The organism is Azohydromonas caseinilytica, from assembly GCF_012927045.1.
Taxonomy (GTDB): Bacteria; Pseudomonadota; Gammaproteobacteria; order Burkholderiales; family Burkholderiaceae_C; genus Azohydromonas; species Azohydromonas caseinilytica.
This window is the reverse complement of the sequence record NZ_JABBFW010000008.1, coordinates 132,425-145,871: the sequence shown is the minus strand read 5'-3', so window position 1 is coordinate 145,871 and position 13,447 is coordinate 132,425. Positions and strand designations below refer to the sequence as shown.

9 protein-coding genes are annotated in these 13,447 nt (G+C 70.8%); 3 read left to right on the top strand and 6 right to left on the bottom strand.

The window, feature by feature from the left end; translation table 11 throughout:
* Window positions 1-213 precede the first annotated feature (213 nt).
* Window positions 214-834: an FMN-binding negative transcriptional regulator gene (locus HHL10_RS13720; protein ID WP_169160933.1), complete on the bottom strand. Its 621-nt coding sequence runs from the start codon at window positions 832-834 to the stop codon at window positions 214-216.
* 71 nt (window positions 835-905) lie between these two features.
* Window positions 906-1,379, bottom strand: coding sequence for an OsmC family protein (locus tag HHL10_RS13715; protein ID WP_169160932.1), 474 nt, complete (start codon window positions 1,377-1,379; stop codon window positions 906-908).
* Window positions 1,380-1,476: 97 nt separating this feature from the next.
* Here HHL10_RS13715 and pdxR point away from each other — a divergent pair, with 97 nt between their 5' ends.
* Entirely contained in the window at window positions 1,477-2,973 is a 1,497-nt protein-coding gene (gene pdxR / locus HHL10_RS13710) for a MocR-like pyridoxine biosynthesis transcription factor PdxR (protein WP_169160931.1), read from the top strand.
* Window positions 2,974-2,991: 18 nt separating this feature from the next.
* Here the strand turns inward: pdxR and HHL10_RS13705 are convergent, their stop codons facing one another.
* A complete protein-coding gene (locus tag HHL10_RS13705) occupies window positions 2,992-5,160 on the bottom strand; it encodes an ATP-binding protein (protein WP_310734598.1) in 2,169 nt (722 codons plus the stop codon).
* Between the two features lie 163 nt (window positions 5,161-5,323).
* Here HHL10_RS13705 and HHL10_RS13700 point away from each other — a divergent pair, with 163 nt between their 5' ends.
* Window positions 5,324-6,664, top strand: a complete 1,341-nt coding sequence (locus HHL10_RS13700) for a class II 3-deoxy-7-phosphoheptulonate synthase (protein ID WP_169160929.1) — start codon at window positions 5,324-5,326, stop codon at window positions 6,662-6,664.
* A 106-nt stretch (window positions 6,665-6,770) separates the two neighbouring features.
* Here HHL10_RS13700 and HHL10_RS13695 read toward each other — a convergent pair whose 3' ends face one another.
* The gene (locus tag HHL10_RS13695; RefSeq protein ID WP_169160928.1) at window positions 6,771-7,238 is read right to left on the bottom strand and encodes a hypothetical protein; all 468 of its coding nucleotides are present in this window, start codon (window positions 7,236-7,238) and stop codon (window positions 6,771-6,773) included.
* Between the two features lie 177 nt (window positions 7,239-7,415).
* On the opposite strand from HHL10_RS13695, the gene HHL10_RS13690 reads away from it, so the two are divergent.
* Window positions 7,416-8,672 carry a PEPxxWA-CTERM sorting domain-containing protein gene (locus HHL10_RS13690; protein WP_169160927.1) on the top strand — a complete coding sequence of 419 codons (1,257 nt, stop codon included), beginning with the start codon at window positions 7,416-7,418 and terminating at the stop codon, window positions 8,670-8,672.
* Between the two features lie 557 nt (window positions 8,673-9,229).
* Here HHL10_RS13690 and malQ read toward each other — a convergent pair.
* Both malQ and HHL10_RS13680 read right to left on the bottom strand, forming a co-directional pair.
* Window positions 9,230-10,768: a 4-alpha-glucanotransferase gene (gene malQ / locus HHL10_RS13685; protein ID WP_169160926.1), complete on the bottom strand. Its 1,539-nt coding sequence runs from the start codon at window positions 10,766-10,768 to the stop codon at window positions 9,230-9,232.
* 193 nt (window positions 10,769-10,961) lie between these two features.
* Window positions 10,962-13,439 carry a glycogen/starch/alpha-glucan phosphorylase gene (locus HHL10_RS13680; RefSeq protein WP_169160925.1) on the bottom strand — a complete coding sequence of 826 codons (2,478 nt, stop codon included), beginning with the start codon at window positions 13,437-13,439 and terminating at the stop codon, window positions 10,962-10,964.
* Window positions 13,440-13,447 lie beyond the last annotated feature (8 nt).

Here is a 13,447-nt window from a genome sequence, read left to right as displayed (position 1 = left end):
CTTAGCGGGCTAAGTTGAGTGTACGGCAGCAGCCTCGCCGCCGCCAGCCGGTAGCGGTTCATTCCGATTCCACTTTGATCGTGAAATGACCCGTTCGTACTGAGGTATCGAAGCACGAATCCGACAGGCTGCGATGGCGGCGCCACGGTGAGGGCCGTTCATCCTTCGATACCTCAGGACGAACGGAATACCTCACTGGCGGGCGAGAGTGGCTCAGGCCGGGTCCACCAGCCGCGCCATCGCCTCGCTCACGCCCTCGCGGCGCAGGCCCTGCGCCACGCCCTGCCGGTCGGCGGTGGAGCGGTTCTGGCTGACCTTCCACTTGCCCTCGATGTGCCCGATCGGGATCTCCACCCCCACCAGGACCTTGAGCAGGCCGTCGATGAAGGCCCCGGGCGCGTCCGGCACCTGCCAGGGATCGGGGCGGCCCTGCTCCTGCTGCGCCGTCAGGGCCTCGATCTGCGCGCGCACCCAGGACGGGTCGTCGATGACCCGCGGCGTGCCGCGCACCTCCACCGCCGCGTAGTTCCAGGTCGGCACCACCTTGCCGTGCTCGGCCTTCGAGGGATACCAGGCCGGCGCCACGTAGGCCTGCGGCCCCTGGAACACCAGCAGCGCCGGTGCGCCCTCGCGCAGCGCCGCGACCTGATCGTTGGCCCGGGCCAGGTGGGCGCGAAGCACGCCCTTGCCGCCGTCCTCGGCCAGGCTGAAGGGCAGCAGGTTGACCCGCAGCCCGCCAGCCCCGGCCGTGACCAGCGTGGCCAATGGATGGGCACGCATCAGCGCGTGCATCACGTCCAGGCGTTCTTCCCTGAAGGCGGCGGGGCAGTACATGGCTCGTTCTCTCGGTGGTGGGTCGTTGGGTGCCGCCGGCGGGCGGACTCGGGTCCGGGTGGCGTCCGTGTTCAGCCGGCCGCCAGCACCGGCTCGCAGCGCACCCGGGTCAGCACGGAGTTGGCGATGAAGCATTCCGCGTGGGCCTCGTGGTGCATGGCCTGGAACTCCTCCAGCCCCGGCAGCCGCTCGCCGGAGAAGCTCACTTGCGGGCGCAGCGTGACCGCCGACATGTACAGCTTGCCCTGTGCGTTCTTCTCCATCACGCCCTCGGCCCGGTCGGCGTAGCGGTCGACGCGGAAGCCCCGGGCCGCGGCGATGGAGAGGAACCAGAGCATGTGGCAGCTGGACAGCGAGGCCACGAAGGTCTCCTCCGGGTCCACCGCGGACGGGTCCGACAGCGGCACCCGCACCACGTGCGGCGAGGAGGAGCCGGGCAGCACCGCGCCGCCGTCGAACTCGATCAGGTGCCGGCGGCTGTAGCGGTTGTCCAGGAAGTCCTGGTCGCCGCGGTTCCAGACGACGTGGGCGGTGTAGTGGTGCATGGCGGGCCTTTCGAATCACTGTCCTGGGCCCGCATTCTGCGAAGGCAGTGGCATAAAGTTGAGAGCCACTTTCACCTCTTCCGAGCAGGCCACTTTCATGTCCCGGACCCGCCGCAGCATCGAGATCCCGTCGCTGGGCGCCTTCGACCGCGAGGCCGGCGCCCTGGGGCGGCAGCTGGCCCAGGGCCTGCGCGCGGCCATCGCCCGCGGCGAGCTCAAGGCCGGCGAGCTGCTGCCGTCCACCCGCACGCTGGCGGCATCGCTGGGGCTGTCGCGCGGCACGGTCATGGAGGCCTTCGAGCAGCTGATCGCGGAGGGCTACCTGGAAGCCCAGGTCGGCGCCGGCACCCGGGTCGTCCTGCCCGTACAGGCCTGGGACTGCGCCGCGCCCGGTGACACGGCGGCCCGGCCGCCCGCCGCGCCCAAGCTCCCGCCCCAGGCGCTGCGCTACGCCGCCATGGCGCGCCAGCTCGCCGCGCTGCCGGCAGTGCCGTTCGCGATCGCGATCCCCGGCGGCGCCGCGGCGCCGGACGAGCAGTGGCGGCGTGTGGGCAACCGCGTGCGCGCCTCGCGCCTGGGTGCGCCCGCACCCTATGGCGACCCGCGCGGCGTGGCCGGGCTGCGCGAGGCAGTGGCCGACTACGTGCGCCGCGCCCGCGCGGTGCACTGCGAGCCGGAGCAGGTGCTCATCACCGGCGGCACCCAACAGGGCCTGTACCTGGCCGGCCGGGTGCTGCTGTCGCCGGGCGACGCGGTGTGGGTCGAGGACCCGGGCTATGCCGGGCTCACCGCGCTGGTGGAGGAGTTCGGCGTGCGCGCCCTGCGCGTGCCGGTGGACCGCCAGGGCATGGACGTCGCGCTGGCCGCGGCGGCCTGCCCGCAGGCGCGCGCCGCCTTCGTCACGCCCTCGCACCAGCACCCCCTGGGCATGCCGCTGAGCATGGCGCGGCGCCAAGCGCTGCTGGCCTGGGCCCAGCGGCAGGACGCCTGGATCGTCGAGGACGACTACGACAGCGAGCTGCGCTACGCCGGGCACCCCTTCCCCTCGCTGCAGAGCCTGGACCCGGCCCGCGTGATCTATCTGGGCACCTTCAGCAAGGTGCTGTTCCCCTCGCTGCGCCTGGGCTACGCCGTCATGCCGGAACCGCTGGTGGAAGCCTTTGCCGGATTGCGCGTGCTCATGGACCGGCATTCGCCGACGGCCGAGCAGCAGGCACTGGCGGCCTACATGCGCGAGGGCCATTTCGAGGCCCACATCCGGCGCATCCGCGGCGCCTACGCCCAGCGGCGCGCGGTGCTGATCGCGGCCATCGAGCAGTCGCTGTCCGAGTGGATCACGCTGGAGCCCTGCGACCAGGGCATGCACCTGGTGGGCTGGCTGCGCGAGGGCCTGGACGACGTGGCGGTGGCCGCGGCCGCGCTGGATGCCGGCATCGCGCTGCGCGCCGTCTCGCCCATGTACGCGACCGAGCGGCGCCGGCACGGGCTGATGTTCGGCTTCGGCGGCTTCTCGGCCGAGCAGCTGCGCGCGGCGGTGGCCGGGCTGCGCCGGGTGCTGGAGCAAGCGGAAGAAGCGACGGCCGCGGCGGCATAGCCGGCGGCCCCGGCGGCGCTACCCCGCGTCCGCCGTGCCCGTAGGGGGCCGCAGCGGGCGCAGCAGCGCCAGCAACTGCGCCGGGTCCACCGGCTTCACCAGGTGCTGGTCGAAGCCGGCCTCGCGCGTCTGCTGGCGGTCCTTGTCCTGGCCCCAGCCGGTGATGGCCACCAGCGTCACCGCCGCACCGGCCGGCCGCCGGCGGATCGTTCGCGCCACCTCCAGGCCGGAGATGTCGGGCAGCCCCAGGTCCAGCAGCAGCACCTGGGGCCGCAGCGCGTCGAAGGCCTGCAGTGCGGCGGCACCGTCGTAGACGGTGCTGGCGGTGAAGCCGTTGGCGCGCAGCAGCACGGCCAGGCTGTCGGCGGCATCGCGGTTGTCGTCCACGATCAGCGCCGCGGGGCCGCGCGGGAACAGGCTCACCACCTTGGCTGCCGGCGCCGGCTCGGCCGGCTCTTCCTGGCGCGGCGCCAGCGGCAGCCGCACCGTGAAGCAGCTGCCCCGACCGGCGCCCGCGCTGTGCAGCTCGATGCGCCCGCCATGCAGCTCCACCAGCTGCCTCACCACTGCCAGGCCGATGCCCAGCCCCGTGCCGCCGTGGCCGGGCGGGCGCACCTGGGAGAACAGCTCGAAGACCTGCGCCTGGTCGCGCGGCTCGATGCCCAGGCCGTTGTCGCTCACGCTCAGCAGCGCCTCGGCGCCCTGCAGGTCCAGGCGCACCGTGACCTCGCCGCCCGGCGGCGTGTACTTGGCGGCGTTGTCCAGCAGGTTGCCCAGCACCTGCTGCAGCCGGGTCGAGTCGCCATCCACCCACACCGGCTGCGGCGGCGACGACACCACCAGCCGGTGGCCGAGCTCGGCATAGGCCGGCCGGACGCCGTCCACCGCCTGCCCGATGACGCCGCGCAGGTCCAGCAGCTCGCGTTGCAGCTCGATGGCGTTGCGCGTGATGCGGCTCATGTCCAGCAGGTCATCCAGCAGCCGGGACATGTGCGCGGCCTGGCGGCCGATGATGGCGCGCGCCTGCTCGCGCACCGCCGCCGGCGTGTTCTCGCCCAGCATGGCCACGGCGTAGCGGATCGGTGCCATCGGGTTGCGCAACTCGTGGGCCAGCGTGGCCAGGAAGGCGTCCTTGCGCTGGCTCTCCCGGCGCAGCTGCGCCTGCGCCGCCGCCAGCTCGGTCACGTCCACCGAGGCGCCAATGACGCGCGTGACGCGGCCGGCCGCGTCCTTTTCGGCGCGCACCGAGCACAGCAGGTGGTAGGGCTGGCCCCGGAACTCGCCCTCGATCTGGAACTGCTGCGGCTCGCCGCCGGCGTAGACGCGGTCGATGGCCTGCCGGTGCGCCTCGTTCGGGATGACGTCGCCCAGGCGCCGGCCGACCACGTCCGCCGGCTTGAGACCGAGGCGCGTGTTGTGAATCCAGATGTAGCGGCGCTCGGCGTCGCACTCCCAGGCCGTGACCTTGCCGCTCTCCAGGGCCAGCTGAAGACGCGCCTCGGCCGCCTGGCTGGCCTCCAGGGCGCGCTGCCGCTCGGTCACGTCGGCCGTCACGCCCGAGACGCGCACGGCCCGGCCGTGCGCGTCGCGATGCACGTAGCCGGTGGTCTCGATCCAGCGCAGCTCCCGGGTGTCGGCCCGGATCATCCGGCTCGTGAAGCGGTAGTCCCGTCCCTCGCGCAGCGCCTGCTCGATGACGCCCCGGACCCGTTCCACGTCATCCGGATGGCCCAGCGGCCAGGCCTCGTCCACATGGCGCCACGTCATGCCGAACAGCGCCTCGGCGCCTTCGGAGAACTGCATCGCGCCCGTGCCGATGTGCCATTCCCAGGCCGCCATCCGCCCGGCCGTCAGCGCCATGTTCAGGCGCTGGCGGTTGTCGCGGTCCTGCCGCAGCAGCCGGCGCGCCCACGAGGCCACGCCGGCCACCATGCCGCCGGCGATCAGGAACAGCACGGGAATGATGAGGTCCGAGGGCTGGGCCATCGGCCACAGCACACCGGCCGGCTCGACCCAGAACACCACCACGCTCAGCACCGCGGCCACCAGCAGGGCGACGGCCGGGCCGGCGCCGGCATACAGGCCGGTGAGCACCAGCGCGGGAAAGTAAGGCAACAAGGGAATCCGGCCACCGGCCACGGGCTGCAGGACGAAATTCATGCCCGTGGCAGCGGCGTAGAGCAGCACGGCGAGCAACCACCGCTTCCATTGGCTTTTGAGAGTCACCGCGCGCTCCAGGTCAGGGACGCTCATTGTTGACGAGCTGCCGCGCTACCCTGGCCGCACCCGTGGCGTGCCCCCGCTGGCGGCGCGCTGCCACACACGAACACACCCGTTGAGGAGATCCGCCATGTCCATGCCCTGGTCCGTATCCAGCTGGCGCCAGCGCCCGGCGCGCCAGCTGCCGGCCTATTCCGACACCGCGGCGCTGCAGGAGACCGAGCGCCAGCTCGCCGGCCGGCCGCCGCTGATCTTTGCCGGCGAGATCGCCGCGCTGCGCCAGCGGCTGGCGGCGGTGGCGCGCGGCGATGCCTTCCTGCTGCAGGGCGGCGACTGCGCCGAGAGCTTCGACGAGCTCGGCGAAGCCAGCGTGCGCGACACCTTCCGCGTCATCCTGCAGATGGCCGTGGTGCTGACCTACGCCGCCAAGTGCCCGGTGGTGAAGGTCGGGCGCATCGCCGGGCAATTCGCCAAGCCGCGCTCCTCCGACACCGAGACCCAGGACGGCGTGACGCTGCCCTCCTACCGCGGCGACATCGTCAACGCCGGCGCCTTCACCGAGGCGGCGCGCCAGCCCGATCCGCAGCGGCTGCTGGCGGCCTACTCGCACTCGGCCGCGACGCTGAACCTGCTGCGCGCGCTCTCCCACGGCGGCTTCGCCGACCTGCACCAGGTGCACCGCTGGACGGCGGACTTCGTCAAGGCCAGTCCGCAAGGCGAGCGCTTCGAGGCCCTGGCCGACCGCATCACCGACTCGCTGGCCTTCATGGAGGCCTGCGGCTTCGACGCGGGCACGCCGCAGCTGCGCGAGGTGGAGTTCTACACCTCGCACGAGGCGCTGCACCTGCACTACGAGCAGGCGCTGGCGCGCCCGGCCGAAGGTGGCCGCTGGTACGGCGGCTCAGCGCACATGCTGTGGCTGGGCGAGCGCACGCGCGACCCGGCGGGCGCGCATGTGGAGTTCCTGCGCGGGCTGGACAACGCGCTGGGCGTGAAGCTGGGGCCCACGGCGCGCCCCGAGGACGTGCTGCGCCTGCTCGACGTGCTGGACCCGGGCAACGAGCCCGGCCGCATGGTGCTCATCAGCCGCATGGGCGCGGGCCAGGTGGCGCAGACGCTGCCGGCGCTGGTGCGCGCCGTGCGCCAGGCCGGCCGCAGCGTGGTGTGGTGCTGCGACCCGATGCACGGCAACACCGTCACCGCCTCCAACGGCCTCAAGACGCGCGACTTCGGCCGCATCCTGCAGGAGGTGCGCGAGTTCTTCGCCGTGCACGCCCAGGAGGGCAGCCATGCCGGCGGGGTGCATTTCGAGATGACGGGCCAGGACGTCACCGAGTGCCGCGGCGGCGCACAGGCGCTCACCGACGAGGGGCTGGCGGCGCGCTACCTGACCGCCTGCGATCCGCGGCTCAACGGCTCGCAGAGCCTGGAGCTGGCCTTCCTGATCGCGCAGATGCTGGGCCGGCGCTGAGGCCCCGGCGCCACGCCCGGACCGCGCCTGCGGCCCGACGCGAAAACGCCCGCCCTGCCGGCACGGGCAGGGCGGGCGTCATGTCAAGGGCGGTCGCGGGCCGGGCTCAGTCCGCGGCATCCCGGGCGGCCAGCAGCGCCGGCCCTTCCAGGGCGTTGAGCGTGGTGCCGGCGCTGCGGTCGAGCATGTCGGCGTAGTCGTAGCGCACCTGCAGCGCCAGCGGGCCGATCTGCGCGGCGGCCTTGTCCAGGGCCAGGGTGTAGCTGCAGCTGGCCGCGGAGGGCAGCGGCTCCGCGGTGCAGCCGTCGTGCAGCAGCTGCAGGTGCGAGGGCAGCGCCAGCGGCCGGATGTGGGTGGCGGTCTCGACGCCGTCGTTGCGCAGCGTCAGCGTGATGCGCTCGCGGCCGCCCACCTGGTCACGGGCCGAGGCCTCGGCCCGCAGCGACAGCCCCGGCCCGCGGCCCCGGGCCTCCTGGAACACGTTGCCTTCCTCGCCACCACGCAGCCCTCCGCAGGCCAGCAGCAGGGCGGTCAAACTGGCACCGGCCGTGACGTGAACCACAACGTTGCGCATGCAAGTTCCTCCCAGGTCATGTCGAGCCCGCACCGCCCCGGCTCCTGGCCCTGCGCCCGTCATCCAGGCGTTGCGGCGGGTTGCGAAGATGGTCCATGCGCCAGCGCAAGGCGACCAGGGAAACATCACGGGATCGTTCCAGGAGATTTGTACTGGCTTCACCAGGACAAAGCGCCTATGCAAGCTCGACTTGGCATCCAGGCCGCAATATTGATTCCGGGATGTTTCAAAACTTGCAGCCGGTCGTCCGCCCATTTAGGGGCGATGCTGTATCCGAATTTTGCAGAAGTAAATCGACCGCCTGTACAGGCCTGGGATGACCCATGTACGCGGCATATGTTCCGTCCCGGACGCTGCCTATGCTGCGGCTTTCCTGGGAGACAAGCCATGCCCTATCGAATTGCCGCAACGCTCGCCGCAGTCTTGGGGACGAGCCTGGGCGCGCAGGCCGCGCCCCAATATCGCGTTGAAATGCTCCCCGGCCTCGACGGCGGCGCCAGCTTCAATGCGGTAGGCATCAACAATCGCGGCGACGTCGCAGGGTATTCCGAAAACTCGGCAGGCTCCCGCTCATTCATCTACAACAAGGACGGCTTCAGCTTCCTGCCGCAAAGCGGCAATTCCAGTGTACCGGTGGCCATCAACAACCGCGGCCAGGTGCTCTACAACGCCAATACCGCCAGCGGCCAGACGCAACCCTTCTTATACGGCCCCAAGGGCGCGCTCAATATCAACCCCGACCCGGGCAACTGGGGCATGGGCCGGGCGCTGAGCAGTTCCGGGCAGGCCGTGGGCAATATCGGCGACAAGAATTTCTATTACGACGGCAAGATCAGCCGATATGTCGATTTCGATCTGGAAGGCGCGCGCGCGGCATTTGCCACCGGCGTCAACCGCAACGGCGTCATCGTGGGCCGGGCCATGGTCAGCGGCGAGGCGACGCAGGGCTTCATTTACCGCAATGGCCGCGCCTCGTTCCTGGACGGCCTGTCCGACGCCTATGCGGTCAACGACAACGGCCAGATCCTGAGCGTGGACGGAGGAGGCTACCTGCTGCGCAACAGCGACGGCAGCAAGAGCTACCTGGGCTTTTCCGCCGCCGGCTCCAACGCGCTCAACCAGCGCGGCTGGGTGGTGGGCAATACCGTGGTGGACGGCGCCCTGCATGCCTTTGTCTACCGCGACGGCCAGAGCACGGACCTCAACCGCCTCATTGCCGGCCCCGACGCCAGCCGCTGGACGCTGGTCAGCGCGGCCGATATCAACGAGCGCGGCCAGATCGTCGGCACCGGCCTGTTCGACGGCCAGCGCGTCTCGTTCGTCGCCTCGCCGGTGCCTGTGCCCGAGCCCGGCACCTGGGCGCTGATGCTGTGCGGGGTGGGCGTCATCGGCGCGGCGCTGCGGCGGCGAAACTCCATCGTGGCCGGCCGCTGAGTTTTCTTTCGGCTGGTTTTTTCAAATTCGATTCAAGGCTGAGAACACTGCCTCGATTTCCAGCCGCGTGACGGGCAAGAGCCGCACGCGGCATTTTTCTTTGTCCTGATCAAGGCCCGCCCATCCCTTCGCCATGCGTATGCAGGCGCACTGCTGTTCTGGAAAATCGGGAAAAAGCGGTTGCTTGGCTCATGGAGGCCTGCGCAAACACAGGCCCAGGAGAAACAACGCCATCCCGGCGAGAGCCAGGCCCCACGAATACCCCAATGCCTCTCTTGATGCACTGCATTGGTGTATATCGACATCGGCCAGACCACTGCCACGGTGCGTGTGAACCGCGGCCTGCGCCGGGATAACGACTTGGGGGCTGACGTCGCTGCGTAGCGCAGTCGCCAGCAAAACACCGATCTCAAATTCCCCGGACAGAATTTTGTGCTGGCGGACATTCACGCTGCCCGGGATGCCTCCCGTTATTCGTGGACACCCGCTCCCAGCCTGCGCGGGCACAGGCTTCGCGGGGGCAAAAAGCCTGCTTCACTGAAAAGGGCAGATTGGCATCAGGTCGCGGCGCCAAGCCCGTCCGCCCCCGGCAGTCGCCCATACAACGCCGCCATGCGCCGCAACCGTGCCGCGGTGTCGCCGGGGACCATGGTCCAGTCGAAGCGCCAGGCCCAGTTGCCCGTGGCCGTGCCGGGGCGGTTCATGCGGTGCGTGCCGTCCAGGCCCAGCGCGTCCTGCATCGGAAACAGCGCCAAGTCGGCCACGCTGGCGCAGGCGGCGCGGATCAGGTCCCAGTGGATGGTGCGCCCGTCGGTGGCCAGGTACTCGCGCAGGTGGTGGCGCAGCGCCTCGTCGGCGCTCGCCCACCAGCCGACCGTGGTGTCGTTGTCGTGCGTGCCGGTGTAGACCACCGCGTCACGCGCGTGCTGGTGCGGCAGGAAGCGCGGCTCGCCGCCCGCGGCCGGGTCGCCCCAGGCGAACTGCAGGACGCGCATGCCCGCAAAGCCCAGCCGCCGGCGCAGTGCCTCCACGTCCGGCGTGATCAGGCCCAGGTCCTCCGCGATCACGGGCAGTTGCCCCAGCGCGCGCGCCGCGGCCTCGAACAACGCCGCACCCGGGCCCGGGCGCCAGCGGCCGTGGATGGCCGAGGGCTCCGTGGCCGGGATCTCCCAGTAGCCGGCGAAGCCGCGGAAATGGTCGATGCGCACGATGTCCACCAGCGCCAGCGTGCGGCGCAGCCGCTCGGTCCACCAGGCGTAGCCCTCCTCGGCATGCGCGCTCCAGTGGTACAGCGGATTGCCCCAGCGCTGCCCTTCGGCGCTGAAGCAGTCCGGCGGCACGCCGGCCACCACCGTCGGACGGCCGTCGGCGCCCAGCTCGAACAGCTCCGGATGCGCCCACACATCGGCGCTCTGCAGCGCGATGAAGATGGGCATGTCGCCCACCAGCCGTACCCCGCGCTCGCCGGCGTAGCGGTGCAGGTACTCCCACTGGCGCCGGAAGCACCACTGCGCGAACTCCCAGAAGGCGATGCGCTCGCGCAGCGCCTCGCGCGCCGCGCGCAGCGCCGCCGGCTCGCGCCAGGCCAGGTCCGCCGGCCAGTCCATCCACGCGCGCCCCTCGTGCGCCTCGGCCAGCGCCATGAACAGCGCGTAGTCCGGCAGCCAGGTGGCCTCGGCGCCGCGGAAGGCCTGCAGCTCCTCGCGCTCCGCCGCCGTGGCCCGCTGCGCGAAGCGCTGCGCCGCGCGCGCCAGGCGCTCCATGCGCCAGGGGATGACGCGCTCGTAGTCCACGCGCCTGGACGGGAAGTCCGGCGGCGCCAGTTCCTCGGCCGTGAGCCAGCCACGGCGCTCCAGCTCGTACAGGTCCACCAGCAGCACGTTGCCGGCAAAGGCGGAGCTGCTCATGTAGGGCGAGTGTCCCAGCCCGATGCCGCCCAGCGGCAACATCTGCCACAGCGTCTGGCCCCCGGCCTCCAGCCAATCCACGAGGTGGTAGGCGCCGGCGCCGAAGTCGCCCGAACCGTGCGGGCCGGGCAGCGAGGTGGGATGCAGCACGAGGCCGCTGCCGCGGGACAGCGGCTGGGCAATAGGCATGGGAAGACGGTTGTTGGATCTCTTGGGTGGCCCGTCAGGCTGGGGCCGTCGCTTCCCCTCGCCCGCGCAGCGGGAGAGGGGCAGGGGTGAGGGCTGGCGGCGTTCAGGCTGCGGTTGCTGCTGCAACCGCACTCGCCCTGCTCTTCTCCCCGTTGCGCGGGGCAAAGAGATCATGCAGAGGCGTCAAGAGGGCTCAGCTCTCCGCCTTGAGCGGCAGCCGCACCGGCGTCGTGCGCCAGATCTCGCGCGCGTACTCGCCGATGGTGCGGTCCGAGGAGAACGGGCCCATGCCCGCGACGTTGAGGATGGCCTTGCGCGTCCAGGCCTCGCGGTCGCGGTAGAGCGCGTCCACGCGGTCCTGCGTCTCCACGTAGCTGTGGTAGTCGGCCAGCAGCAGGTAGTGGTCGCCCCAGTTCACCAGCGTGTCGAAGACCTGCCGGTAGCGGCCGGGTTCCTCGGGGCTGAAGGCGCCGTCGTGGATCGCATCCAGCGCGCGCTTGAGCCCGGCGTCGCGCTCGTAGAACTCGCGCGGGTGGTAGCCGTGGGCGCGCAGTGCCGCCACCTCGGCCGTGGTGTTGCCGAAGATGAAGATGTTGTCTTCGCCCACGTGCTGGCGGATCTCGATGTTGGCGCCGTCGAGCGTGCCGATGGTCAGCGCGCCGTTGAGGGCGAACTTCATGTTGCCCGTGCCCGAGGCCTCGGTGCCGGCGGTGGAGATCTGCTCGGAGAGGTCCGCGGCCGGGATCACGATCTCGGCCAGGCTCACCGAGTAGTTGGGCAGGAACACCACCTTGAGCCGCCCGCGCGTGCGCGGGTCGGCGTTGATGATGCGCGCCACGTCGTTGGCCAGGTGGATGATCTGCTTGGCCATGTGGTAGGCGCTGGCGGCCTTGCCGGCGAACACCACCACGCGCGGCACCCAGTCGCGCCCGGGCTCGTCCACCATGCGGTGGTAGCGCGTGATCACGTGCAGCAGGTTGAGCAGCTGGCGCTTGTACTCGTGGATGCGCTTGACCTGCACGTCGAACAGCGCGTCGGGGTCCAGCTCCAGCTTGTAGTGAGGCAGGTGCTCGCCGATCCAGCGCGCCAGCCGCTCCTTGTTGTGGCGCTTGGCCTGCGCGAAGGCCTGCACGAAGCCAGCGTCGTCGGCCAGCTCGCGCAGCTCCTGCAGCTGGTCGAGCTCGCGGCGCCAGCCGCGGCCGATGCGGGTATCCAGCAGCCCAGCCAGCCGCGGATTGGCCTGCGCCAGCCAGCGCCGCGGCGTGATGCCGTTGGTCTTGTTGTTGAAGCGTTGCGGCCACAACTTCGCAAACTCCGCGAAGATGCTCTGCTTCATCAGGTCCGAGTGCAGCTGCGACACGCCGTTGACGGAGTGGCTGGCCACCACCGCCAGGTAGGCCATGCGCACGCGGCGCTCGCCGTTCTCGTCGATGAGCGAGACGCGGCGCAGCAGCTCCACGTCGTGGCCGTGCGTCTCCGTCACGCGCTTGAGGAACTCGGCGTTGATGTCGAAGATGATCTGCAGGTGCCGCGGCAGCACGCGGCCGAGCATGGCCACCGGCCAGGTCTCCAGCGCCTCGTGCATCAGCGTGTGGTTGGTGTAGCTGAAGATGCGCTGCGTCAGGTCCCAGGCCGCGGCCCAGGGGATGCCGTGCTCGTCCACCAGCAGCCGCATCAGCTCCGGCACGGCCAGCACCGGGTGCGTGTCGTTGAGGTGGATGCTGACCTTGTCGGGCAGCTTGTTGAAATCCTTGTGCGTGCGCAGGAAGCGGTGGAGCAGGTCCTGCAGGCTGGCGCTGCAGAAGAAGTATTCCTGGCGCAGGCGCAGCTCGCGCCCGGAGGGCGTGCTGTCGTCGGGGTAGAGCACGCGCGAGACGTTCTCGCTGTGGTTCTTGCGCTCCACCGCGGCGAAGTAGTTGCCCTGGTTGAAGGCCGAGAGGTTCATCTCCTCGGTGGCCAGGGCGCGCCACAGCCGCAGCGTGTTGGTGGCCTGCGTGCCGTAGCCGGGGATGATGGTGTCGTAGGCCATGGCCTCGACGTCCTCGGCCGGCACCCAGCGCCGCTGGGCGCCCTGCCCTTCCACATGGCCGCCGAAGCACACCCTGAAGCGCACTTCGGGGCGCGGGAACTCCCAGGGGTTGCCGTGCGAGAGCCAGTAGTCGGGCACCTCCACTTGGCGGCCATCGACGATGGTCTGGCGGAACATGCCGTACTCGTAGCGGATGCCGTAGCCGAAGCCCGGCACGCCCAGCGTGGCCATGCTGTCCAGGAAGCATGCCGCCAGCCGGCCCAGGCCGCCGTTGCCCAGCGCCGCGTCGGGCTCCAGGTCGGCCAGCGTGTCGAAGTCCGCGCCCAGCTCGCTCAGCGCCTGCTTCACCGGCTCCATCACCTCCAGCGCCAGCAGCGCGTTGGTGAAGGTGCGGCCGATGAGGAACTCGGCCGACAGGTAGTAGGCGCGCTTGACGTCCTGCTGGTACTGCGCGCGCGTGGTGCGCATCCAGCGCTCCACGAGCTGGTCGCGCACGGCCAGGGCCACGGCGTGCAGCCAGTCCTCCTTGCGCGCCGCCACCGGGTCCTTGCCCACCGCGTAGATCAGCTTGTTGGCGATGGCCCGCTTGAAGAAGGCAACGTCGTGATCGGGGTGGTCGTAAGTGAATTCGTCAAGGCTCATCGCCTTTC

Excerpts from the sequence above, each read along its gene's own strand:
- HHL10_RS13720 (WP_169160933.1), bottom strand. The coding sequence starts at position 834 with ATGTACTGCCCCGCCGCCTTCAGGGAAGAACGCCTGGACGTGATGCAC.
- HHL10_RS13715 (WP_169160932.1), bottom strand. The coding sequence starts at position 1,379 with ATGCACCACTACACCGCCCACGTCGTCTGGAACCGCGGCGACCAGGAC.
- pdxR (WP_169160931.1), top strand. The coding sequence starts at position 1,477 with ATGTCCCGGACCCGCCGCAGCATCGAGATCCCGTCGCTGGGCGCCTTC.
- HHL10_RS13700 (WP_169160929.1), top strand. The coding sequence starts at position 5,324 with ATGTCCATGCCCTGGTCCGTATCCAGCTGGCGCCAGCGCCCGGCGCGC.
- HHL10_RS13695 (WP_169160928.1), bottom strand. The coding sequence starts at position 7,238 with ATGCGCAACGTTGTGGTTCACGTCACGGCCGGTGCCAGTTTGACCGCC.
- HHL10_RS13690 (WP_169160927.1), top strand. The coding sequence starts at position 7,416 with ATGCAAGCTCGACTTGGCATCCAGGCCGCAATATTGATTCCGGGATGT.
- malQ (WP_169160926.1), bottom strand. The coding sequence starts at position 10,768 with ATGCCTATTGCCCAGCCGCTGTCCCGCGGCAGCGGCCTCGTGCTGCAT.
- HHL10_RS13680 (WP_169160925.1), bottom strand. The coding sequence starts at position 13,439 with ATGAGCCTTGACGAATTCACTTACGACCACCCCGATCACGACGTTGCC.